This window comes from Acinetobacter sp. Leaf130 (genome assembly GCF_001423205.1).
Classification (GTDB): domain Bacteria; phylum Pseudomonadota; class Gammaproteobacteria; order Pseudomonadales; family Moraxellaceae; genus Acinetobacter; species Acinetobacter calcoaceticus.
In genome coordinates this window covers 201,379-224,249 of record NZ_LMOE01000007.1, presented here as the reverse complement: position 1 = coordinate 224,249, position 22,871 = coordinate 201,379, and the positions used below count along the sequence as shown (strand labels likewise).

Here is a 22,871-nt window from a genome sequence, read left to right as displayed (position 1 = left end):
AACTAAAAGACCTAACTTGAAACTATCAAGTTAGGTCTTTTTTATGCGTATTTTTCAACGAATTCATCAAAAAATAAATTGGTCAGGGCGTCGTTATATGGCGGTATTACTTTGCGTTGTTGCTATTGCATATCTTGCATCGGCAATTTACCACACAGTAAAACCATTACCACAAGGGATTAACTTTAGTGGCAAGCTTAGACATGCCGATGTCAAATTTTTAGCAGATAAAACCTACCTTGATGCAAAAGGACAACAACAGGTTGATCAGCACATCTTTGATGAAATCTTGAAAATGATTGATGAGGCCAAAACCACGATTGTGGTGGATATGTTCTTGTTTAATTCAGAAGTTGGCGATTCAAAAATAAAGCAAAGACCACTCATGCAAGAGTTAACTGATGCATTGGTAAGTAAAAAAAGACAAAATCGCCAAATTCAGATTGTGATGATTACTGACCCGATTAACTCGGTCTATGGGGGCTTAAAACCTGAAAATTACCGTCAGTTACGTCAAGCAGGTGTTGATGTGATTGAAACCAATTTAGGCCCATTACGTGCGTCTAACCCATTCTGGTCCGGCTTATGGTACATCTGCTGCCAGAATGTTGGAAATAATTCTGAAAAAGGCTGGTTACCAAATCCGTTCGGTGATGAAAAAATTACACTGCGTAGCTATTTAAACTTATTTAACTTTAAGGCAAATCATCGTAAAACTGTAGTCGTCGATACCGATGCTGGCTGGAAATCACTTGTAACTTCTGCAAACCCACATGATGGTAGTTCTAGACACTCAAATGTTGCATTGGTTGTAACGGGAGCCACAGCAGCTGATGTTCTACAAACTGAAGCAGCGGTTGCACGAATGTCGGGAAGTAGTGCACCCTCGCTCATTTTAGGTGATTTTGAAAAAGACGTAACCAAACCTCAAGTCCAAGTCTTAACTGAAGGGGCGATTTATCAATCTGTATTAAAATTGATTAACTCAGCTAAGCCTAAAGAGTACCTTGATTTAAGTATGTTCTATTTATCTGAACGTAAGATTATTCAGGCTCTAAAAAGTGCTCAAGAAAGAGGTGTTATTGTCCGGGTTTTGCTTGATCCAAATAAAGATGCTTTTGGCCGACAAAAGAATGGTATTCCAAACCGTCAGGTTGCCTCAGAATTACATGCGGCAGGCATTCCAATCCGTTGGTGTGATACGCATGGCGAGCAGAACCATAGCAAAATGATATTAAAATATAACGCTCAGCAAGCTGAGTTGATTGTAGGATCGGCCAATTTTACAGCCCGTAATTTAAAAAATTATAACCTTGAAACTGACATGTTGGTTGTGGGTAAAGTTCAAGATCAAGTCTTTAAAGATGCTCAAAATTACTTCAATACATCGTGGTCAAACCTGCAAGGCAGACAGATGAGCGTGGACTATGCGAAATATGCAGATGAGTCTAAAGTGAAGTATTGGATTTATCGTTTTATGGAATGGTCAGGTTTATCGACTTTCTAATTCTATTTTTTATATAAACATTGAGGCTATATGTTCACGACGGAGTCTTACCTAGTCTCACCCTAGACCTACAGCTCATTCGTTACTTTGGTTTTGCCCAAAGTAACCAAAGGCATTTGTCATCCACAAAACCTGTTCAATATCTCCATTTAACCGATTTTATTGCAAAAACAATATATTCATAAATTTCGGGCAGGTTGTGGATGACATTTAGCACCAGCGAATATTGGAAAATATTTAATTTCTATATCACTTAGCCTATCTCATCATTGAAATAATTTAAGGCGCTGGAGGAATCAACTGATCCAAAGTCTTATCATCTAACTTTTCTAATTCACTCAAATCAGTCTTAATTTTCCACTGTGACTCATCATCAACAGGATTTGGCAAACGCGCTTCAAGCCAATCACAGACTACATCTGGAGAAAACTCCGGATGATTACACTGAATAATCCATGATAAAAAATCTTTTGCTTCACCGTTCATATACGGAGGTGGAGAAACAGGAAAGAATAAGGTCGGTAGGCGTTCGTTTGTTGATAGGTAGTTTAAAACATGCCCTAACTCTTGAACTGTTTGCCATGCAAGTGGGTGTTCTACATCAATACTGAACTTAAACCACCAAGCGTGTTCGCCATCTGCTCCATTCGCCATGATACGTGCTTCTTGCACACTTGGAACTTTGCAGAAAAACTGATGAAGACGTTCAAAACTGATTTCAGACACAGCAATTGACCTAGCTAGAAAAAAGCTAATGTTAGCATAGATACAGATTCTTCATATTTTCTTTATAGTCATTACAAACCTTAGCAATGTTATCTGTTTTATTCATGGTTTCTCCTTGACTGTCTTCTAATCTAGCTTCATATCAAGATTAAAAGGAAATAGGGCATGAAAAAGCCAATCGTTCTTGTACTTTCGACGTTAATGTTAGGTATATCAGCTACCGCGATGGCCGATACAAATCATCGTTGGGATAATAATCATGGTAGAGACCATGACCGATATGAACATCGTGATCGTGATGACCATCGCCACGATTATCGTAATGATCATCGGGCGCCAAGTTGGTCAAATGCCGATCGTGGAAAGCACTATGGTCGATATGTAGCATTTAAACGCGGTGATCGTATGCCTGCGGAATACCGTAATAGTCGCTATTATGTTTCAGACTGGAGATCGCATCGTTTGTATGAGCCGCCACGTGGATACCGTTGGGTTAAAACACCTAACCAATATTTACTTGTAGACTCAAAACATCAAATTTATCGTGTTCGTTAATTTTGAAATATAGAATATATAAATGGCCTCAATGTTGAGGCCATTTTTCTATGCTAATTCATCATCTTGAGGCTGAGGAGGCTTTAAGGTTGTAGGTGTTTTTGCATGCTTTTCTTTCATCACTGAAGGATAATTCCAAGACGCAAAACGAACGACTAAGATAGAAAGGGCTAAAATAAGAATTGAGCCTGTAATAATGACTTGATCCATATCCGCTTTATGGTCATGTTGGATATCTGAAATAAGTAGGCGGGTTAATGCCGTAATCGCAACATAAATAAGAAAGCGTACAGGCATATGATTGGTTTTAAAGTAAATCCCAACCATTGCTCCAAGTTCTAAGTATATAAATAATAATAAAATATCATCGATTGAAGCATATTTTTTGATTGTTAGGATTTCAAAAACAGTATTGGCTGCAGACCAAGCCACCATACAGCCAATAATGAATAAGGCTAAATAATGGAATGCTTCTACGGCGTAATGACCGAAACGGTCAAGTAGTCGCTCGTATTTTTTTGGATCAGGCATAGTGGGATCTTTATTTGCTTCAGAATGTTTAGAAATTAAAACAAATTCCATGCCAATGGAAATAGTAAATACAAAATAAAAAAACGCCTGAAAGATCAGGCGTTTTTTATAAAGAACTTAATTAAGCTTGGTTCGTAAAGTAATCTTCACTAAAGCCCATAATTAAGTCAGAACCTGCTTTGATTTTAGCAATACGCGCATCAATATCTGGCAAGATACGTTCAGCAAAGTATTGAGCTAAAGCAAGTTTGTTTTGGTAGAAATCACCAGATTTATCTTTAGCAGCAGCTGCAATCTTCGCAAACATATAAGCGAAGCTGAGTAAACCAACTGCATGTAAGTAATCAACAGCAGCAGAGTTCGGGAAGTCTACATTTTCAGCAGCTTGTTCAATAATAAACTGAGTGATTGCTTCAATTTCAGTTGCAGCATCTAAAGTTGCATCTTTAATAAAGTTCAAGTCTGTGTCTAAGTCATTTGCAAAGTCACGGATTTCAGTAATGTATTCAGCAATGAACGCACCGCCGCACTTAATAGTTTTACGACCAATTAAATCTTGAGATTGAACGCCGTTTGTTCCTTCGTAAATTTGAGCAATACGAAGGTCACGGATACATTGTTCCATACCCCATTCACGAATATAACCGTGACCACCGAATACCATTTGAGCATCTAAAGTTGCTTGGAATGCTGTATCGGTCAGGTAAGCTTTAGCAATCGGCGTTAAAAGCGCAACGCGATTATTGGCTTTTTTCACAGCTTCGGCATCAGTTGAGAATTTAGTGATATCGAGCTGTTGACCTACATACACTGCAAATGCACGCGATGCTTCATTGTTTGCGCGTACGTTTAACAACATACGACGCACATCACCATGTACCAAAATGCTATCTGCTGGTTTGTTTGGTGATTGAACACCTAATGCACTACGACCTTGTAAGCGGTCAGTCGCATATTGTGCTGCATTTTGATATGCAAACTCAGATGCACCTAAACCTTGAATACCCATAGATAAACGTTCGTAGTTCATCATAACGAACATGGCAGCAAGACCTTCGTTTTCTTTACCAACGAGGTAACCTTTTGCTCCATCAAAGTTCATCACACAAGTTGCAGATGCTTTAATCCCCATTTTATGTTCGATAGAACCTGGACCAACTAGGTTGCGTTCACCTAATGAACCATCTTCATTCACAAAGTACTTAGGTACGATAAAGAGCGAGATACCACGTGAACCAGCAGGGGCATCTGGAGTTTTAGCAAGTACCAAGTGAATGATGTTTTCTGCTAAGTCGTTGTCACCACCAGTGATGAAGATTTTAGTACCTGTAATGTTATAAGTACCATCTTTATTAGGTTCAGCTTTAGTTTTAATAATACCTAAGTCAGTACCTGCATGTGGTTCTGTCAAACACATCGTGCCCGACCATTCGCCTGAATAAATCTTAGGTAAGTAAGTTTCTTTTTGTTCTTGAGATGCATAGCTGCTTAAAGCCATACCTGCACCCACAGAAAGAAGCGGGTAGAGCATAAATGATGGGTTAGTTGCAAATAACATTTCATCAGAAAGAACGGTGAGCATTTTTGGCATGCCTTGACCGCCCCATTCTTCGTCGGCACCTAAGCCAATCCAACCGCCTTCTGCATATTGACGGAATGCATCTTTAAAACCTGCTGGAGTGAACACCTCGCCGTTTTCATAGCGAGCGCCTTCTTCATCACCGGTACGGTTTAATGGATGAGTCACGTTCTGAGCAAATTTAGCCATTTCTTCTAAAATTGCTTCAGCAGTTGCAGCATCTACATGAGCGAGTTTCTCATTAGACTGCCAAAATTGTTCTGCTTTGAATACATCATTTAAGATGAATTTCATATCAGCTAAAGGAGCATTGTAAATTGGCATAATCGTTCACCTTTTTTGTGCACATTGGCCTGTGCTAGATATCCTGTTAAACGAAATGGATATGGAATTTAAAGTGTAAATTTATCATTGATTTTATAAAAAAAGGACCGTCAAAACTGAGCAGTCCTTTTTCGTTTTTTAACATTGCATATCGCAACTAACTATGGTTAGAAAGCGAAATGTTCAGCATCTAATGACATTAATGGATCTAGGCCACCAGCAATAACATCTACATGTGAGCGAACACGTGGCAAGATTTTTTTGAAGTAGAATCGAGCAGTTGTTACTTTTGCATTGTAGAAGTCAACTTCGCTAGTACCTTCTGCTAATTTCTCTTGTGCAACAAGTGCCATACGAGCCCATAGGTACGCTAAAGTGATATAACCTGAGAAGTAGAGGTAGTCTACAGCAGCAGCACCTACTTCATCTGGGTTTTGCATTGCGCGCATACCGATTTGCATGGTGAGATCGCCCCATTCTTTGTTAAGCGCTGCAAGCGGCTCAACAAATTCTTTCATGGCAGCGTTGTCTTTGTTTGCTTCAACAAATTTGTGAACCATTTTGGTAAAGTCTTTCAGCATTGCACCTTGAGTTTGCAATACTTTACGACCTAACAAATCAAGTGCCTGAATTTCAGTTGTACCTTCATACAAACATGAAATACGTGTATCACGTACGATTTGTTCCATGCCATGCTCAGAAATGAAACCATGACCACCGAAGACTTGAACACCGTGCTTCGCAGACTCAGAACCAGTTTCAGTTAAGAATGCTTTTGCAATTGGAGTCAATAAAGACAAGATGTTGTCAGCAAACTTACGCTCTTCTTCTGTTTCGCCTTTTTCAACGATGTCAGCGTATTGAGCAAGTAAGTAAACAAGTGCACGGCCGCCTTCAGCAAACGCTTTTTGAGTTAAAAGCATATTACGTACAGCAGGGTGAACGATAATCGGATCTGCATCTTTTTCTGGAGCTTTAGGACCAGAAAGTGAACGCATTGCTAAACGTTCTTTCGCGTAAGTTAACGCACCTTGGAAAGATGATTCAGAAGCTGCTAAACCTTGAACAGCAGTACCAATACGTGCTGTGTTCATGAAGGTGAACATACAGTTCAAACCACGGTTTTCAGGTCCAATCAAGTAACCTTTAGCTTGGTCAAAGTTAATGACACAAGTCGCGTTACCATGGATACCCATTTTGTGTTCGATAGAACCACAACGTACCGCATTACGCTCGCCAATAGTTCCATCTGCATTTACATGGAATTTAGGAACGATGAATAATGAGATACCTTTAGTACCTTTCGGTGCACCTGGTAAACGTGCAAGAACGATATGGATGATGTTTTCAGCCATGTCGTGTTCACCAGCAGAGATAAAGATTTTCTCGCCAGAGATTGCATAGCTACCATCAGCATTTGGTTCTGCTTTAGAGCGGATAATACCTAAGTCCGAACCTGCATGAGATTCAGTTAAGCACATCGTACCTGTCCAAACACCTGAAACAAGGTTTGGTAAATAAGTATCTTTCTGTTCATCAGAACCATGATGTTCTAATGTACGTACAGCTCCGTGAGACAAGCCAGGGTACATACCCCAAGACCAGTTTGCTGTACCAACCATTTCAGAAATTGCAATACCTAGAGAGTTAGGTAAAGCCTGACCACCGTATTGCTCTTCTGCTGATAAAGACGGGAAGCCAAGTTCAATATATTTTTGATAAGCTTCTTTAAAGCCTGTTGGAGTGGTAACTACGCCATCATTCCAAGTACAACCTTCGCGGTCGCCAACTTGGTTTAAAGGAGAAAGTTCATTTTCACAAAAGTCTGCCGCAGCTTCTAAATATTGATCAACCAATTCACGGCTTACGTTACCTTGGAAATCAGGTAATTTTGCATAGTGTTCTTCAGCATTTAATAATTCATGCAAAACGAATTGCATATCACGTAAGGGCGCTTTGTATTGTGGCATATCGGGTTCCTCAATACTGGTGAAACCAGAGTTATAATCTTAATCTATGAGAATGTGCCATGAGGCACCTTGGACTATTACATCGTGCAACAACTTGCATAACTGCACAAGCACCTCAGGACCTTTACTTTGTGACTGCAAAGTCAAGAAAAAAATGCTTAAACTAGCTAAGTGCTTTGAGTGTAAACACTTTTGGTTATGTTTATATGATACAAATAGTCAAAATCGTAAATAGTTATGTATAAACAAAAGGCGCCTATAGGCGCCTTTTGTTTCATGATTTTTAGAATTATTTTGCTTGAGCTGATGCAGGAGCAGGAGCATTAACAGGAGGTTGAGGGCGTTTGGGTTCAAAACGCAGGTTACAAGTACCTTCAAGTGTCTTATCTCCAACTTGAATATTTACTGCTTGTCCGTTGGCCTTGCCATCACATGCTTTTTGGATTTGTTCAAAGCGAGCTTGACGTTCTGCACGGTGCTGTTCCCATGCTGCTTTTTGTTCTGGTGTGAACTCACGATGTTTCATACGGTGGTGGCCTTCACGTGGGCCATCTTGCATCATGCGATGTTCTGGTTTTTGTGGCTGAGTCGTTGATTGACAAGCCGCTAAACTTCCCATAGTTACAATTGCCGCACTGAATAATGCAATTTTTGCCGTCATTTTCATGTTTAAAAGCCTTTTAATGTTGTGTTTTAAGATGGCTTAAAGATTAGATAATAAAGATGTAGAAACAATGGAGAGTTTTTCTTTTCGTTGTTGGTTACAATGTTAGGGTCTGTTGGTAGTTCATTTTATGAATTGTGTTATAGGCTAAAACCACATAAACGAGGCATGAAGCACAGGCAATGATATGTCCTTGGCAAGCTTCATAACGAAGATTATGGCAGTTTTAGCCATAACCTTTCAGGACGGGACTATTTTTCAGCATTTCGTCGTTAAGAGTTACTTGCTTAGATCACTAAGCTGCGTATCTCTTGCCTAGAAATACAAGAAAAATAGCCTTCGTCACAATTATCAAATGAAGTACCAGCAGACCCCCCTTTAGCGTAAAAATGAGAGAGTGCTTTTGAACGTTCTACGTGTTCCCATTGCATTACGGTTGTTTTTGACAGTCTTGCTCACCACATTGCTTATTGCGACTGCAAGCTTGAGTGTTTTGCACTGGACAATGCAAAAGAACTTTGCCAAATATGTGGCCGACGTTGAAATGCAAAAGCTCGACCGTCTCATTACCAATCTTGGCAATGTCTATACGGTGTACCATGATTGGGGAAATGCGATTCAGGCACAAATTTTACAAATAGAAGGGACTGCGGCTCCCGATGATTATGATCGCCTCTCGCAGTGGTGGCTTCGTCGTCAATATGATATTGCCATACAACAGCACTCTTTCGATGAACATGCCCTCATCAATATTTCACCCGAAGTTACGCCAACAAATAAAAATACTATTTTTAGCGATGAAGAGTTAAAAACGCTTGAGCAAAATTTACCTTCTCAATATCAACCGTTTGAAGGGCTACGTTTCCCTTTAAGTGCAAACCAGTTTCGCCCAAGTGATGATAAAAATAAGTCAAAGAAGGGGAGCTTAAAAGATATTGAAACTCAAAATGGTAAGAAGCGTTTTATTGCTTTGCCTGACCGTTTGGGTTTAAGTTCTCGTTTATCTTTATATGATGCAAATCACCAGTTTGTGGTTGGTGAACCGCCTTCTTCAGATCAGATGTCATTTCGCCCAATTATCTTAAACAATCAAGTCGTGGGATATTTGGGCTTAAAACCCGTTTTAGATAAAGAAGATGCTTTAAGTATTAATTTCTTTAGTAATCAAAAGCGTTATTTACTCTTAATTTATGCTTTAACCTTGCTCTCAAGTTTAGTTGCGGCGCTATTGATGGCGACTTATTTTAAGAAACCGATTCAGCGTTTATTAAATGCGACAAATGAGTTAACTAAAGGAAATTATCAGCATCAAGTTGTTATTAAGCGAAATGACGAATTAGGTGATTTATCCACCCAATTGAACCATTTGGCAGAGATTTTACATCGGCATGAAGAATCACGTCGTCAATGGGTAGCGGATACTTCCCATGAATTAAAAACGCCATTGGCTGTATTGCAAGCACAAATTGAAGCGATGCAAGATGGAATTCGAAAGGCAACGCCTGAACATCTTGATGCGATGATGCGTCAGGTTTCAAGCCTGAAAAAATTAACACAAGATCTTGCAGACTTGGCGCAGGCAGATGCACAACAACTCAAGTGTTATTTGAGTTCTGTAAATCCGTGGGAAGTGGTATTACAAGAAGTTGAGAACTTTAAACCGAAACTTGAGCAAGCTGGTCTCGAAATTCAAGTTGAAGGAACAAGCTCTCCGCTATTATTAGATCGTGATCGGTTTAAACAGATTATTGTTAATTTAATTAGTAATAGTATTCGTTACACAGAAACAGGTGGCAAAATTCATATTCATACAGCCCAAACTCCACAGGAGTGGACTTTGTATGTTGATGACAGTCCATTTGGTTTAAATGATGAGCAGTTATCTCGTTTAGGTGAACGTTTCTATCGCGTAGATGATTCGCGTACGCGTAGTACAGGTGGAACAGGGCTAGGCTTGGCTTTGTCTTGTAAAATTGCGCAGGCGCTCGGTGGTACACTCAGTTTTGAACATTCACCATTAGGTGGTTTACGTTGTGTACTCACTTTTAAAAAGCAGAGTTAAATATAAAAGGAAAAATATCTCATGAAACATGTGATGTTGGTTGAAGATGAAGTCGAATTGGCGCATTTGGTGCGTGATTATCTTGAAGCTGCCGGTTTTGAAGTAAGTATGTTTCATGATGGTCAAGACGCTTATGCGAGTTTCCAGCAACGTAAACCTAATTTGATGGTTCTGGACTTAATGGTTCCAAGAATGGATGGTTTGACCATTTGTCGTAAGGTTCGTGAACAGTCAGATTTGCCGATTATTATGGTGACTGCTCGTACCGAAGAAATCGACCGCGTCTTGGGTCTGAATATGGGCGCTGATGATTATGTATGTAAACCGTTTAGCCCAAAAGAGTTGGTTGCTCGTGTACAGGCAGTTTTACGCCGTTTAGAACGTAAGGCAGAGCCCGAACAGAATGATTCTTTCCGAATTGATAAAGCACAGCAAAGAATTTGGTATCAACAAAAATCGTTGAGCTTAACGCCAACCGAATTTCGTTTACTTGAGCTATTTTTAGAGCATGTTGGACAAGTCTATTCACGAGCACAATTATTGGATCATATTAATCCAGATAGTTTTGACGTTGCCGATCGTGTGATTGACAGTCATATCAAAAACTTGCGTCGAAAAATTAGTGAAGCGGCTGAAACTGGTAACCGCCATGAGTGGATTCAAGCAGTTTACGGTGTAGGTTACCGCTTCGAATATCCTGAAGAGTAAAACACTAGCGAAAGTTATTCTGTGGATAACCACAATGTTATCCACAGAAAATGTGGATAATTTTAAAGATTTTATGGATAAATTATAATCTTTGTATGATTCGGCACGAATTGCCAAATCTCGTCTATATCTACATTTCTAACGGCGATACATCCTAAAGTCCAATCTTTATGGGGCATATAAGTCGAGCTAAAAGGTATAGATAAAAAGGATTTCGGAACAGATCCATGAATCATGATATCTCCACCAGTTGGTTGATTATGTTGCTTGGCATAAGCAATATCTTTCGCATCGGGATAGGAGATATGCAAAGATTTATAGTACGCACTTTGTGAGTTTCGCCAATCTATAGAATAAACACCTTCAGGTGTTTTACCGTCATTTTCAAAGTGTTTATGCCCTTTAGGATTAAAGCCTAGACGAATAGGATAACGACGAATCACCTCATTATTATTTTTGAGTAGAAGTACGCGTTGATTTTTAAATACTTCAATTGAGGTGATGGGCTTGGTCTTAATTAGTTCTAAGATCTCTTCGGTTGAAAGAGCTTTATGGGATGATGTAAAAGTCGGTAAATATTTTTCATAATTATAAAAAGCGATTCCCAATGGAATCATGAGAAGTGTACAAATAATGATAGGTCTAATTTTCATATATTATTCTTTAATGTTTAAGAAACTCTCTAAGCTACCACTAAAGCGGCTTAAGAGAGTTTTAGTCTTTTAAAATATTAAGAAGAACAGCTTACTGCTACATCTGGTACGTCACTGGGTAAAGGACCTAAATCTTGTGGCTGTTCAAGTTCTGGTTGTCTTGTATACGGCTGATCAAGCAGCTTAAACAAACGGTCTACTTCGCTAAAATCATCTCGTTCAGCTGCTTCAATAGCACGTTGAGCCATGTGATTCCGTAATATATAAACTGGATTAGCTTTTTGCATATTCGCATCAAGCTCATCTGTATCTTGATGTTCACGAATGCTTTGATATTGGCTAAGAAACTCATCAAACTGTCGAATATCAAGGCAATCATCTCGTAGAGTTTTATATTCTTTATTTTGAAGTCGGATAAAGCTCTGAGTGTAGTCGAGTTGTTCAGTCTGTAAGATTTTTAAAAAACTAAAACTACAATCAAGGCTGTCTTTATGAAAATGAGGTAATCCCATTTTTTTACATAAACCAGTTGTGTAATGTTCCATGAAGGTTGGTTCAAATTGTTCTAAGCAACGCGCTAACTCTTCTTTGAACTGATCCTTTTGTTCAGGCTCAGCGAGAGGGATTAAGTTGTTTAACCACGTCCATAAATTCCAATGACCTATACTTGGTTGATTTTGGTAAGTATAACGGCCTTGATAATCCGAGTGGTTATTGATCCAGTTCGGACGGAAGCGTTCCATGAAGCCATATGGACCAAAATCAAGTGTAGAACCAGTAATGTTAAGATTGTCTGTATTCATCACACCATGAGCAAATCCAACCAACTGCCATTTAGCAATCATGATTGCAGTACGCTCAACGACCTTTTTGGCAAAAGATAAAATAGGGTTCTCGGTTTCTAGACACTCAGGATAATGCCACTCAATACATTTTTGAGTGAATTCTGAAAGCAACTCAGGAGCGTATTGATTAATCCATTCAAAATGCCCTAAACGGATATGACATTCAGATGTTCTTAGTAACATTGCTCCCAATTCTAGTTTTTCGCGCTGTACCCCTTGAGTGGAGGTTGTAAAACCTACCGCGTGACTAGAAGCGACTCCTAAAGCATTTAAAGCATGCCCAGCTAAATATTCACGAACCACAGAACGCAACACTGCGCGTCCGTCTCCCATTCTTGAGTAGGGTGTCGGGCCTGCACCTTTTAAATGTAGATCTATGGTTTGACCCTTTGTATTAAGTATTTGCGCAATCAATAAGCCACGACCATCACCGAGTTGTCCCGCCCATTGTCCGAATTGGTGACCAGCATAGACCATAGCAAGAGAAGGAAATTCAGAGAAAGTACGCTGTCCGCTACAGATTTCAACCCATGCATTTTTTTCGTCTTCTGACCATTGCAGCTCATCTGCCAAAGCAGTATTGAAATGGCCTGCTTTTGCACCACGTAAAGGTGATGGTTGCTGAACATGGAATAATTTAGACGGAAGTGAAGGGTAAAGCGGATTAAATTGCATGGGCTTGGCAAAATAGAGAAAGCAGATTTCACTATACCATAGTTAAAAAGCGAGCATAAAAATAGCTCCCGAAAGAGCTATTTTTGATAAGAACTTATTCTAGTCTGATACTACGTTAGTGTTCTTTTTAATGTTACGCATTAAAGTTTCTAAACACTCACGATGATGACTTAAGCGGTGTTCAAGCAATTGAAAATCAACTTTAAGCTTGTGATCCATTCTATGAATCTTTTCAGCCATTGCTGCTTTTTTCGCTTGTAGTTCTTGCTCTTTTAGCTTTGCCCAGTCATTTAATGTATGGGTAAAAGCTTCGTATTCCTGAGCAATACGTTGTTTCATCTGAGTCATATCAGCATTTACATTGTGACCATAAATAGCAAGGTCTTGTTCAGCGTATTTAAATTTCATCGCTAATTCTGCTTTTTTAATATTAAAGCTTGGAATACGACGTAAATTTTTAGCTAAACCAAGTTTAGAACATGACCAGATCAACCATTTTGTTGGATCATATTGCCACCATTTCACACCGTTACGATAATCGTATTGGAAGATGTGATGGTAGTTATGGTAACCCTCGCCCCAGGTAGCAATGGCTAACCAGAAATTATCACGTGCAGTGTTTTCGTCTGTATAAGGACGTTTACCCCACATGTGGCAAAGCGAGTTAATAAAGAAAGTCACTTGATGGCTAATGATTAAACGCAATAGACCACCTATGAGGACTACACCCCACAAATCGCCAGTTGCCCAACCAATTAAGCCTAAAATTCCAACATGAACTGCAACTACGAGTAAACCATAGTATTTATGCTGGAACATGACCAGTTTATCGTTCAATAAGTCTGGTGCATTTTTAAAATCTGGCTCAGATGGTGAATGATCGCGGATCATCCAACCCATATGGGCATACCAAAAACCACGATTAATTGAATATGGATCTTCATCAACATGATCAACGTGTCGATGGTGTGTACGGTGACCAGATGCCCAGAACAAAATACTATTTTGTACGGCAAATGTACCACCAATCATTAAAAGAATTTTAAGTGGTAATGACGCTTCATAAGCTCGGTGAGCCCAAAGGCGGTGGTAACCAGCAGTAATCCCCATACTACTTAGAGCTAAAAGAAAAAATAAGCTTACCCATGCACTTACACTAAAATCATAATAATACGCATAAATCGGGATTATGATTGCAGCAAGAATTGGTAAACCAATTAAGGTAATGCTAGCGGTCCAGTTAATTGGGGCTTTGAGTGGGGCGGAAGTCATATCCGGCAGCGCTCCTAGAAACCTTGTCAGACAAGGTACAAAGACAAAACGACATAGCAAAACCAATCATCAAGATATATTGCTATTCTATCCTTCATATTAGCACGTGCTTAGTGAGAATCACTAACATTATTGTACAGATGTATTGAAAGAACGGTAACAGATTTAAACCATGTCACAGAGTTTTTCAAGTAGGAGAAGTTGTTTAATGAACGTACAACGATTGAAAAAAAAGAACAGCATTGATATTGCAAGAAAATTATCATTGAAGTGTGTCTTGGTCACAATCAGTCTTGTATTAGCCGCATGTCAAAGTACCCCACAACAAAATATTCAGAAAGGCCAGAAAGCTCAAGTAAAACCAGTCCATCGCGTACAACCTCCTGTAGTAAAAAAGAGAGTAAGTCCTGATGGCATTCAAGATATTGATTGGCAAATTACCCAGATTAATGGTCATAAAGCCAAGTTTTTTAATCAATGGCCAGTTCTTTCTTTAAATTCTGCTGTCAAAACAGTCTCAGGTCATACGGGCTGTAATGGCATTTTTGGTCGATATACTTTTGATTTCAGTCAACAGAAACTTGATATGCAGGTTAATGCAGGACATTCAAGTTGTGATGGTGCGTTGGCTCAAGAGGCAGAGTTGATTGATTCTTTACAGCGTATTCAGAAATTTCAATTGGTAGGGAATACACTCTATTTGCTTGACCAAAGTGGTCAGCGATTGATTCAGGCACAAAAGAAATAAAAGGTGGTTTTACCACCTTTTTTATATTTACAGAGCTTGTAACATCGCAGTTGGAATATCTGTAATTAGCCCTTGTACATCTAAATCCCGTAGCTTTTTTGCTCTTTCTACATCATTCACTGTCCAAACACTAATATTTAGGTTTGCTTGTTGTGAAAGCTGAATCATTTTATCTGTTGCGAGTTGATCATGCCAGCCAATATGACAGCAACCATATTGATGAGCGAGTTCAATTGCGATTGCACCCACTGGAAGTTCAACTAACAACCCACGTTTAAATTGAGAATTCATCTCACGTAAAGCTGTTAGGATCTGAAGGTCAAAACTTGTGATGGTCACGACTTTCTCATAACCCTGCAATTCAGTCTCAAGCTTTTGAACGAGTCTTTCTGCTAAAGCCATGTCTCTTACAGCTTTCACTTCAACTTCAATATGATCGAAGTTATCAAGTAAGTTTAAAACGCCTGTAAGTGTAGGTGTTGGTTCAGAGTTTGGCCAATTGGGCCAGTTTTGACGATGATCAAATGATAATGCTTGAGACAAATTAGATTGCTCAACAATTTGATCTATTCCCGCAGTACGTAAAAAGTTGTCATCATGGATAACAACTAATTCTTGATCTTGAAGCTGACGAATATCAAATTCGACACCACGAATACCTAGATTTTTTAAGTGCTGAAAACCACCTAGCGTGTTTTCAGGAGCTTCTTTGCGTGCACCACGATGACCAATAATGCGCATAATTTTCTTCTATCAACTATTTTCAATGATGGTCTCTTCAAAAGAGCAGAGACCATGTTTAATCTAATCTACTTTTAAATAATCTCATTAATATTTTTTTGCCAAAGCACTTCTTGTCCACCTTCAGCACGTTGTAAAGCACGAGAAGCAACAAACAACCAGTCAGACAGACGGTTTAAAAGTTGGAGTGCCGTGGTTTGAATATTCTGGTCGCGTGTTTGTACTGACATTAGCGATCTTTCTGCACGACGGCAAACAGCGCGTGCCTGATGGGCATAACTGCAAGTTAAAGAGCCAGATGGTAGAATAAACTCTTTAAGCATGGGTAAGTCTTCATTCATACGGTCAATTTCTTTTTCAAGAAATTCAATGCAAACAGGCTGAAGTAAATTGTAGTTTGGAATACAAACCTCGCCGCCTAAGTCAAAAAGCCAGTGTTGAACTAAGCTCAAACTCTTATCCCAATTTGCTTTGTCTATTACTTGACTTGCTGTGATTTGAGCTCGAAGAACGCCAATGATGGCATTTAGTTCATCGACATCACCAAGCGCTGCAACCCTTAAATCATCTTTGGCAACACGAGAGCCATCGCCTAAACCTGTTGTACCTGAGTCGCCTGTGCGTGTATAGATTTTGCTTAAACGGTGTCCCATGATGGATATCCTGAACATAAAAAAGGGGATAATGTCGGTCAGAACATTACCCCGAAACTGGAGTTAAGAAAATATTTTTATAATAAAGTTTTGCTTAGTAGCTTAAGGTCACACCAGCTGATGCAAGGCGGCCGCCGTTAATATAATAGCTTCCACTACCATATGCGGTGCGATATTTAGAGTCACTTATGTTTTGAATATTAGCAAAAACATTTATATTCTTATTGATCTTATATTGACCATGCATATCTACACGGAAATGTCCTGGAATTTGGACATCGTCAAAGGCACTATTGTCGTAATCGCCATTTGCAAGCATCGTAGTTGAGAAGGTATAACGTTCATCTGTCCAACCTGCTGTTAGAGCAATATTTTGACGTGGACGACGGCTTAAATCATCATTATTAGTCTTATTTTTAGCACGGACATAGTTATAGCTTAAATTTGTAAATAGGTTTTCACCTTGCCATTTTATATAAAGTTCACTGCCTTCCATTTTAGCTTTATCAAGATTTCTCATTTGATTAAGAACACCATCAAAATCAATGAGATTATCGACTTCAGTTGTATATAGCGATAGACCAGTTGAAATATTATAGGCTAGTTTCTGGTCTAGACCAATTTCATATGAAAAGCTTTCTTCTGGTTTTAAGTCCGGATTGCCACCATAAGCATACATGTCATTAAGTGTCGGTGCTTTAAAGGCTGAACCAATATTTGCATAAATACTAGTTAATGGTAGAACTTGATAACGGACAGAGCCTTGAGCAACGGTGTGTGTGCCGAATTTTTCATTGTCTTCCACACGAAGACCAACCTGTGTATTTAATCCTGCCTGATCATATTTATGTTGAATATAATAGCCTGTTGAATCAATATCTTCCTGATATGGCGTACCGTATGAGATAACGTCACCATCAATATTTCGATGTGTTACACCTAATAATAATTTTTGATTTGGTGTAAAGCCCCATTGGCCATAAATTTCAGCTTCTTGGGTTTTGCTATGTACATAATCTGGCGAATTATTTTGATCGATATCATCTTTAAATTGAGAGACGCGTGCGTGTAACGCTAAATTCTCAAGAATATTTACACGTCCTTTGACGTTAATGATTTCATTTTTAAAATCTTGAGAAATGAGGTTGCCATTATTGTCATAATCGCTATAGCCTTCATTTTCACTATAATCAACAGAAGCGGCATAATTCTCTTTATCAACGCCTACCTTTGCACTATAACCTTTTTGATCAAATGAGGCATTGGGAGCATTTTTTATATCTTTTACAGGTGTCCCATCGGTTTCTAGGCGTTGGCCACGAATTTGTGCATAAAAACCATCCTCTGCTAAATCAGCACCGATAACAGATTTATAAGTTTTATCTTCACCAATCTCACCTGTAACAAAAGCTGAGGTTTTTTCAGGTGTTTTTGAAATTAGCTGTACAACACCAGAAATTGCATCAGTGCCGTACAAAACAGATGCAGGACCCTTAAGTATTTCAATTTGCTTAATATCAGTTGTATCAATAAATGCGAGTGATGCTGTGCCGGACGTTGCTGAATTTAGACGGACACCATCTCTTAATATAAGAGCTTGTTCCGATTTGCCGCCACGCAAGAAAATTGAAGCTATTTGTCCATAACCACCACTTTGCACCATATTAATGGATGCATCTGTTTGTAATAATTGTGGTAAAGATGCGATAGGTGATTGTTCGAGAACTTTTGGCTCAATAATATTGATTCGAGCCGGAACTTCACTCGCTTTTTCAGCACTTTTTGAAGCAGTCACTACAATTGGATCAAGCTGAGTTGCGTTGGTTGTATCTTCAGCAAAAATAACAGGTGAAAACCCCATCGCAATAGCGATAGCCCCTACCAGACGAGTAGGTTGAAAAGTCTTAGACATAACATGCTCCATACATTCACCCCACGTGAATGATCGGGTAGATAGATGAAACAAGTAGGTCTCCGGACTTCAGCGCCATATTTAAGTTATGGACATATTCACCTTCCCACATCATTGCAGTGGTGTAAGTCGAGAACGACTTAAAAAATATGCTTTACATTGTTACCGTTGCGGGGGCAGTGCCGGACTTTCACCAGCTTCCCTAAAGCATTAATTGCTTACACTTGCTTCCAATTTTACGCAGTATAAAGTGGCGATTTATTTCATACAATGTCATTTAGCCCAATTCCCAGAGAACTTTTACGCAAGGGACAAAAATTGCATTACAATGGCGCTTATTTTAAGAAATGGTTGTAGTTTAGGCAGATCATGAGCCCATCAAACCAAAAACGTACACGAGCAAAAATCTGTGGAATTACTCGCCCTCAAGATGTTCAGTCAGTAGTTGCGGCTGGAGCTGATGCAATTGGTTTTGTATTTTTTCCACCAAGTCCAAGACATGTCACACTCGAGCAGGCACAAGAACTAGTTAAACTTATTCCTCCTTATGTACAACTTGTTGGTTTGTTTGTGAATGCAAGTGCTACTGAGATTCAGTCAGTACTTGATTGTGTTCCCCTAGATGTATTACAACTACATGGCGACGAAACTCCAGAACAATGTCAGGAGATAGCTCGCCATTGTAAGCGTCGCTGGTATAAAGCGATTCAGGTTAAGCCTGATCTTGATGTTATTGCTGAAATTCAAAAATATCAGGCGGCTGGAGCCAGTGCCGTCTTGCTCGATGCGTGGCATCCTGAGCTTAAAGGGGGCACAGGACATCAGTTTGACTGGTCTAAATTCCCAAAACTTGATATTCCATTAATCTTGGCAGGTGGTTTAACCCCTGACAATGTCATTGACGCTATTCATACTACCGGTGCTTTTGCAGTAGATGTGAGCGGAGGCGTAGAGTCCGCAAAAGGTATAAAAGACCAACAACTCATTGAACGATTTATGCAAGGAGTCCAACGTGGATCAGCAAAACAATGTGATTGACTATACACAGTACCCAGATGCTGCAGGGCATTTCGGTATCCATGGCGGACGTTTTGTGTCAGAAACTCTAATGGCGGCATTAGAAGATTTAGAAAATCTATATTCCCGCATGAAAAATGATGAACAGTTTCTGGCAGAATTCGACCGCGATCTCGCCTACTATGTAGGTCGTCCTAGTCCACTTTATTATGCTGAGCGATGGTCAAAAGAGTTAGGTGGTGCGCAAATTTACCTGAAACGTGAAGACTTGAACCATACAGGCTCACATAAGGTAAATAACACGATTGGTCAGGCGTTATTGGCAAAGCTTTCTGGTAAAAAACGTATTATTGCTGAAACTGGTGCTGGGCAACATGGTGTGGCAACAGCAACGATAGCAGCGCGTTTAGGCCTTGAATGTGTCGTTTATATGGGTGCTGAAGACGTTAAGCGTCAAGCGATGAACGTTTATCGTATGCGTTTATTGGGTGCAACAGTTGTGCCTGTACAGAGTGGCTCTAAAACACTTAAAGATGCCATGAACGAAGCGATGCGTGACTGGGTGACCAATGTTGATAGTACTTACTATGTGATTGGTACGGTGGCAGGTCCTCACCCATACCCACAACTTGTACGTGATTTCCAGTCAATTATTGGGCGTGAAGCACGTAAACAGATTTTGGAACAAGCGGGTCGCTTACCAGATGCATTGGTTGCTTGTGTGGGCGGTGGTTCAAATGCAATGGGCTTGTTCTACCCATTCTTAAATGATGCCAATGTAAAAATGTATGGTGTTGAAGCTGCTGGTTTTGGTATTGAGACTGGGAAACACTCTGCGCCGTTAAATGCGGGTCACGTTGGTGTGTTACATGGTAACCGTACTTACTTGATGAGTGATGAACAAGGTCAGATTATCGAAACACACAGTATCTCTGCTGGGTTAGATTATCCGGGTGTTGGTCCTGAACATAGCTTCTTGAAAGATATGAAGCGTGTTGAGTATGTGCCGATTAATGATACAGAAGCTCTACAAGGCTTCCGTGATTTAACCAAAATCGAAGGAATTATTCCTGCTCTTGAAAGCTCACATGCCATGGCGTATGTCTCTAAGCTTGCACCAACGATGTCTAAAGATCAGATTATTATTGCGACCGTTTCAGGTCGTGGTGATAAAGATTTAATGACTGTTGCACGCATTGATGGCGTAGAAATGGTTGAGATGTAAGCGGGAATAAAAATGCCAAGTCTGTTTATGGTAATGTTGGGTGGGCGTCATGCACGCGCAAATACAGAAGTTCATGATGTTGTCATGGCTGTAGGAGACACTTTGGAAGAAGTTTATCCTCAACTTAAACAGGCTTGGTTTGGTGATGCTCAAGGATTACACATTGATGCTTGGGCTAAGCTTTCGGGAGTAAAATCTCAAGAGCAAAATTATCAAATTCACTTCACTGATGCAGCACCAAAACCAGATGACTTAAAGTTATATTTAATTAATCTGGGCGGATATAATGCTCATGAGTTCGGTGAGCTCCATCGTTATGAGTTTGTTGTTGCACCCAATGCTGTTATTGCAAAACAATTGGGTAAACAATTTATAGATCAACAGTGGCAAAAAGCGCATACAGATCGAGTCATTGATATTGATGACTGCTTAGCGATAGATTGTGTAGCAGGGCGCTATATTCATTTAATAAAAGGCGATTTTGCTGCAACAATTTGGGAAAATACGTATTTGACCGTGGTATAGGTCATTTGAAATCTAATATTCATATGGAAGTGGGTAAATGGATTTAATTCAAGAAAATGGACAGCCTCGTTATGGGCGTTTTGAATCTGTACCGTCAACCATTCATGTACAACATTATATTTATAAAACCCCTTATGGTAAGGCCTTAAAAGGCTGGCGTAAGCAATTAAAATACAAGAAATTTAAATTCTGTGGTATTCAACATAAACACTATAGTATTGGTCTAGCAATTGCAGATATCGGCTGGGTCGGTCATGGTTTTTTCTATATTTATGATCATGAAACCCAGCAGGTAATTGAATGGAATGCGATTCAGCCTTTAGGGCATAAAACCTATCTTGATGAACAGCCGTTGTTTAATCAAAGCTATTTTTCTAAATCGCCTTATCAATTTGATATTCAGCATGCGAATGGTGTGCGGTACATTCGAGTTACTAAATATGGTGAGATTAAACTCAGTGCTCGGATTTTTTGTGCTGGCACCGATATATTAAGTTTGTGTACACCGACAGGAATTAATGGTTGGACCTATACTCAAAAGCAGACGACGCTGGGTGTAGAAGGGATGTTTATTAATAAACAAAACCAAGTTGTACAATTTGATGAAAAGACTTTTGCATCTTTAGACGATACTTGTGGTTTTTTGCGACCTGAAACAGCTTGGTTTTGGCTTTCATGTAATTTTTGGGATGAACAAGGCCGACGTATTGGCCTAAATTTAGCTTCTGGTGTTAATGAAAGTTTTGGTAATGAAAACTGTTTATGGATTAATGGGGTTTTATTTCCCCTGACAGATGTTCTATTTGAAAAAGTAAATGATGAACTCTGGCAAATTAGTTCTCTAGATCAAAAGCTTAATCTACAAATCCATATTGGTTGGTGTAGATACGAAAATATTAATTTAAGAATGATTGGAAGTCAGTTCAATCAGTGGCAAGCTAAAATTAGTGGCACGATTGAACATGAGACGAATGATGTCATCACTTGCAATGAGCAATACGGTTTACTAGAACAACATTACGCAAAATGGTAACAAGCAGGTTATAAACCTGCTTGCCAGAATGCTTCGCCAGCTGCAATTGGGTCATTTGTCTTTTCGAGTGTTTCAATCCAAACAGGATATTGACGAATTACCGGATGCTGACTTGGGTGGAAGTCTTTTTTAAACCAGTCCAAATATTGGCTTTTCATGGCTGTTAATGTGCCATTTTTGCCAAAGAACCAAGGTAGACCCTTAAGGCTCATCGAGAGTCTTTCTCTAGAACTAAAACCATCACATTTCAACATGACATTGGTGCGATAAAGCGTAAAACCAAACATTAATACTGTTGTAGCAACTAATACAAAGCGACGTGTTGACTCAGGCACTTCACCTACCTGCTTCATTACGTCAAATGCAACATCTCGATGCTCCATCTCTTCAATGGCATGCCATGCAAACAGTGCTCGAACATACGGATGTGCATTTTCCAATGTTTTTTTGTGGCTATAAAACGTCTCTGCCATTAAAGCTGTTAAATGTTCAGCAGCAGCAGTCATGGCAATGTTGTATTGAGGTGAGCGTTTTGTCAGTTCAAAACGGAAAATCCTTTTTAGCGTGGTCGTGAACTGGTCAACAGGCATGCCTTGCTCTTTCATGATCTGATTCATTTTGTCATGAGCAATACCGTGTTGAGCTTCTTGTTTAATAAAGTCCACAACTCGTCTTTGTAGTTCAGGATCATCAATTTTGTCACGGAACATACGAACACATTCAATAAAATAACGCTCTCCATCTGGAAAGGTTAAGCTGAGTGCATCGAACATACGAGTCAAAAAAGGATCATTATTAAACCAAAAGCGAGGTGCTTCGTTTAAATGAAAATCTAGATTTTTACGAACCACTGGATCGACCTGATAAGAAACATGTGCGTTCATATTTTTATTTCTCGCATCTAACTTGTTCACTAGTATGTCGCGACTGGTCGGCTTTGTTTTGA

The 22,871-nt window shown here is 39.4% G+C and carries 21 protein-coding genes and 1 riboswitch; of the genes, 9 read left to right on the top strand and 12 right to left on the bottom strand.

Annotation, left to right across the window (positions count from 1 at the left end):
• Positions 1 to 43: 43 nt before the first annotated feature.
• Complete coding sequence (locus tag ASF86_RS15785; RefSeq protein WP_056483513.1) at positions 44 to 1,507, top strand: phospholipase D family protein; 1,464 nt, start codon at positions 44 to 46, stop codon at positions 1,505 to 1,507.
• Between the two features lie 279 nt (positions 1,508 to 1,786).
• Here ASF86_RS15785 and ASF86_RS15780 read toward each other — a convergent pair whose 3' ends face one another.
• Positions 1,787 to 2,233, bottom strand: coding sequence for a hypothetical protein (locus ASF86_RS15780; protein ID WP_004638883.1), 447 nt, complete (start codon positions 2,231 to 2,233; stop codon positions 1,787 to 1,789).
• Between the two features lie 165 nt (positions 2,234 to 2,398).
• On the opposite strand from ASF86_RS15780, the gene ASF86_RS15775 reads away from it, so the two are divergent.
• A complete protein-coding gene (locus ASF86_RS15775) occupies positions 2,399 to 2,788 on the top strand; it encodes an RcnB family protein (RefSeq protein ID WP_056483510.1) in 390 nt (129 codons plus the stop codon).
• Positions 2,789 to 2,836: 48 nt separating this feature from the next.
• Here the strand turns inward: ASF86_RS15775 and ASF86_RS15770 are convergent, their stop codons facing one another.
• From ASF86_RS15770 to ASF86_RS15755, 4 genes are all read right to left on the bottom strand, one after another.
• The gene (locus ASF86_RS15770; RefSeq protein ID WP_003655172.1) at positions 2,837 to 3,319 is read right to left on the bottom strand and encodes a phosphate-starvation-inducible protein PsiE; all 483 of its coding nucleotides are present in this window, start codon (positions 3,317 to 3,319) and stop codon (positions 2,837 to 2,839) included.
• Between the two features lie 121 nt (positions 3,320 to 3,440).
• Positions 3,441 to 5,222 (bottom strand): acyl-CoA dehydrogenase C-terminal domain-containing protein, encoded by a 1,782-nt coding sequence (locus tag ASF86_RS15765; protein ID WP_056483506.1) that lies wholly within the window; start codon positions 5,220 to 5,222, stop codon positions 3,441 to 3,443.
• Positions 5,223 to 5,389: 167 nt separating this feature from the next.
• The gene (locus ASF86_RS15760; RefSeq protein ID WP_004638893.1) at positions 5,390 to 7,192 is read right to left on the bottom strand and encodes an acyl-CoA dehydrogenase C-terminal domain-containing protein; all 1,803 of its coding nucleotides are present in this window, start codon (positions 7,190 to 7,192) and stop codon (positions 5,390 to 5,392) included.
• A gap of 289 nt (positions 7,193 to 7,481) precedes the next feature.
• A complete protein-coding gene (locus ASF86_RS15755; protein WP_056483503.1) occupies positions 7,482 to 7,859 on the bottom strand; it encodes a hypothetical protein in 378 nt (125 codons plus the stop codon).
• A 400-nt stretch (positions 7,860 to 8,259) separates the two neighbouring features.
• On the opposite strand from ASF86_RS15755, the gene baeS reads away from it, so the two are divergent.
• Together baeS and ASF86_RS15745 are read left to right on the top strand one after the other, a co-directional pair.
• A complete protein-coding gene (gene baeS / locus ASF86_RS15750) occupies positions 8,260 to 9,918 on the top strand; it encodes a sensor histidine kinase efflux regulator BaeS (RefSeq protein ID WP_056483601.1) in 1,659 nt (552 codons plus the stop codon).
• Between the two features lie 21 nt (positions 9,919 to 9,939).
• On the top strand, positions 9,940 to 10,626 hold the full coding sequence (locus ASF86_RS15745; RefSeq protein WP_003655179.1) for a response regulator: 687 nt from the start codon (positions 9,940 to 9,942) through the stop codon (positions 10,624 to 10,626).
• 71 nt (positions 10,627 to 10,697) lie between these two features.
• Here the strand turns inward: ASF86_RS15745 and ASF86_RS15740 are convergent, their stop codons facing one another.
• The 3 genes from ASF86_RS15740 to ASF86_RS15730 form a co-directional block, all read right to left on the bottom strand.
• Entirely contained in the window at positions 10,698 to 11,279 is a 582-nt protein-coding gene (locus tag ASF86_RS15740) for a L,D-transpeptidase family protein (protein WP_056483501.1), read from the bottom strand.
• A 77-nt stretch (positions 11,280 to 11,356) separates the two neighbouring features.
• On the bottom strand, positions 11,357 to 12,799 hold the full coding sequence (locus tag ASF86_RS15735; RefSeq protein ID WP_056483498.1) for a protein adenylyltransferase SelO: 1,443 nt from the start codon (positions 12,797 to 12,799) through the stop codon (positions 11,357 to 11,359).
• Positions 12,800 to 12,898: 99 nt separating this feature from the next.
• Positions 12,899 to 14,071, bottom strand: a complete 1,173-nt coding sequence (locus tag ASF86_RS15730) for an acyl-CoA desaturase (RefSeq protein WP_017392438.1) — start codon at positions 14,069 to 14,071, stop codon at positions 12,899 to 12,901.
• A gap of 208 nt (positions 14,072 to 14,279) precedes the next feature.
• On the opposite strand from ASF86_RS15730, the gene ASF86_RS15725 reads away from it, so the two are divergent.
• Complete coding sequence (locus ASF86_RS15725) at positions 14,280 to 14,819, top strand: META domain-containing protein (protein WP_056483495.1); 540 nt, start codon at positions 14,280 to 14,282, stop codon at positions 14,817 to 14,819.
• A 27-nt stretch (positions 14,820 to 14,846) separates the two neighbouring features.
• Here ASF86_RS15725 and ASF86_RS15720 read toward each other — a convergent pair whose 3' ends face one another.
• The 3 genes from ASF86_RS15720 to ASF86_RS15710 all read right to left on the bottom strand — a co-directional run bounded on the left by ASF86_RS15720 (position 14,847) and on the right by ASF86_RS15710 (position 18,125).
• A complete protein-coding gene (locus ASF86_RS15720; RefSeq protein ID WP_056483492.1) occupies positions 14,847 to 15,560 on the bottom strand; it encodes a glycerophosphodiester phosphodiesterase in 714 nt (237 codons plus the stop codon).
• Between the two features lie 74 nt (positions 15,561 to 15,634).
• The gene (locus ASF86_RS15715; protein WP_004638907.1) at positions 15,635 to 16,213 is read right to left on the bottom strand and encodes a cob(I)yrinic acid a,c-diamide adenosyltransferase; all 579 of its coding nucleotides are present in this window, start codon (positions 16,211 to 16,213) and stop codon (positions 15,635 to 15,637) included.
• 94 nt (positions 16,214 to 16,307) lie between these two features.
• Entirely contained in the window at positions 16,308 to 18,125 is a 1,818-nt protein-coding gene (locus ASF86_RS15710) for a TonB-dependent receptor plug domain-containing protein (RefSeq protein WP_056483490.1), read from the bottom strand.
• A 35-nt stretch (positions 18,126 to 18,160) separates the two neighbouring features.
• Positions 18,161 to 18,368, bottom strand: a riboswitch (cobalamin riboswitch).
• A gap of 126 nt (positions 18,369 to 18,494) precedes the next feature.
• Here ASF86_RS15710 and ASF86_RS15705 point away from each other — a divergent pair.
• Genes ASF86_RS15705 through ASF86_RS15690 form a run of 4 tightly spaced genes read left to right on the top strand, consistent with a single transcriptional unit; the run spans position 18,495 to position 21,925 of the window.
• On the top strand, positions 18,495 to 19,163 hold the full coding sequence (locus ASF86_RS15705) for a phosphoribosylanthranilate isomerase (RefSeq protein WP_003655196.1): 669 nt from the start codon (positions 18,495 to 18,497) through the stop codon (positions 19,161 to 19,163).
• Positions 19,138 to 20,367: a tryptophan synthase subunit beta gene (gene trpB / locus ASF86_RS15700; protein WP_003655197.1), complete on the top strand. Its 1,230-nt coding sequence runs from the start codon at positions 19,138 to 19,140 to the stop codon at positions 20,365 to 20,367. Before ASF86_RS15705 ends, trpB begins: the two co-directional genes overlap by 26 nt.
• A gap of 12 nt (positions 20,368 to 20,379) precedes the next feature.
• Positions 20,380 to 20,892, top strand: a complete 513-nt coding sequence (locus ASF86_RS15695; protein WP_056483487.1) for a DUF1543 domain-containing protein — start codon at positions 20,380 to 20,382, stop codon at positions 20,890 to 20,892.
• A gap of 37 nt (positions 20,893 to 20,929) precedes the next feature.
• On the top strand, positions 20,930 to 21,925 hold the full coding sequence (locus ASF86_RS15690) for a DUF2804 domain-containing protein (RefSeq protein WP_056483484.1): 996 nt from the start codon (positions 20,930 to 20,932) through the stop codon (positions 21,923 to 21,925).
• 8 nt (positions 21,926 to 21,933) lie between these two features.
• Here the strand turns inward: ASF86_RS15690 and ASF86_RS15685 are convergent, their stop codons facing one another.
• Positions 21,934 to 22,809 (bottom strand): metal-dependent hydrolase, encoded by an 876-nt coding sequence (locus tag ASF86_RS15685; RefSeq protein ID WP_056483481.1) that lies wholly within the window; start codon positions 22,807 to 22,809, stop codon positions 21,934 to 21,936.
• Positions 22,810 to 22,871: the final 62 nt, after the last annotated feature.

Bases quoted from the DNA above. Each gene is read 5' to 3' on its own strand.
- ASF86_RS15785 (WP_056483513.1), top strand. From the start codon at position 44: ATGCGTATTTTTCAACGAATTCATCAAAAAATAAATTGGTCAGGGCGT.
- ASF86_RS15775 (WP_056483510.1), top strand. From the start codon at position 2,399: ATGAAAAAGCCAATCGTTCTTGTACTTTCGACGTTAATGTTAGGTATA.
- ASF86_RS15770 (WP_003655172.1), bottom strand. From the start codon at position 3,319: ATGCCTGATCCAAAAAAATACGAGCGACTACTTGACCGTTTCGGTCAT.
- ASF86_RS15765 (WP_056483506.1), bottom strand. From the start codon at position 5,222: ATGCCAATTTACAATGCTCCTTTAGCTGATATGAAATTCATCTTAAAT.
- ASF86_RS15760 (WP_004638893.1), bottom strand. From the start codon at position 7,192: ATGCCACAATACAAAGCGCCCTTACGTGATATGCAATTCGTTTTGCAT.
- ASF86_RS15755 (WP_056483503.1), bottom strand. From the start codon at position 7,859: ATGAAAATGACGGCAAAAATTGCATTATTCAGTGCGGCAATTGTAACT.
- ASF86_RS15745 (WP_003655179.1), top strand. From the start codon at position 9,940: ATGAAACATGTGATGTTGGTTGAAGATGAAGTCGAATTGGCGCATTTG.
- ASF86_RS15740 (WP_056483501.1), bottom strand. From the start codon at position 11,279: ATGAAAATTAGACCTATCATTATTTGTACACTTCTCATGATTCCATTG.
- ASF86_RS15735 (WP_056483498.1), bottom strand. From the start codon at position 12,799: ATGCAATTTAATCCGCTTTACCCTTCACTTCCGTCTAAATTATTCCAT.
- ASF86_RS15730 (WP_017392438.1), bottom strand. From the start codon at position 14,071: ATGACTTCCGCCCCACTCAAAGCCCCAATTAACTGGACCGCTAGCATT.
- ASF86_RS15725 (WP_056483495.1), top strand. From the start codon at position 14,280: ATGAACGTACAACGATTGAAAAAAAAGAACAGCATTGATATTGCAAGA.
- ASF86_RS15720 (WP_056483492.1), bottom strand. From the start codon at position 15,560: ATGCGCATTATTGGTCATCGTGGTGCACGCAAAGAAGCTCCTGAAAAC.
- ASF86_RS15715 (WP_004638907.1), bottom strand. From the start codon at position 16,213: ATGGGACACCGTTTAAGCAAAATCTATACACGCACAGGCGACTCAGGT.
- ASF86_RS15710 (WP_056483490.1), bottom strand. From the start codon at position 18,125: ATGTCTAAGACTTTTCAACCTACTCGTCTGGTAGGGGCTATCGCTATT.
- ASF86_RS15705 (WP_003655196.1), top strand. From the start codon at position 18,495: ATGAGCCCATCAAACCAAAAACGTACACGAGCAAAAATCTGTGGAATT.
- ASF86_RS15695 (WP_056483487.1), top strand. From the start codon at position 20,380: ATGCCAAGTCTGTTTATGGTAATGTTGGGTGGGCGTCATGCACGCGCA.
- ASF86_RS15690 (WP_056483484.1), top strand. From the start codon at position 20,930: ATGGATTTAATTCAAGAAAATGGACAGCCTCGTTATGGGCGTTTTGAA.
- ASF86_RS15685 (WP_056483481.1), bottom strand. From the start codon at position 22,809: ATGAACGCACATGTTTCTTATCAGGTCGATCCAGTGGTTCGTAAAAAT.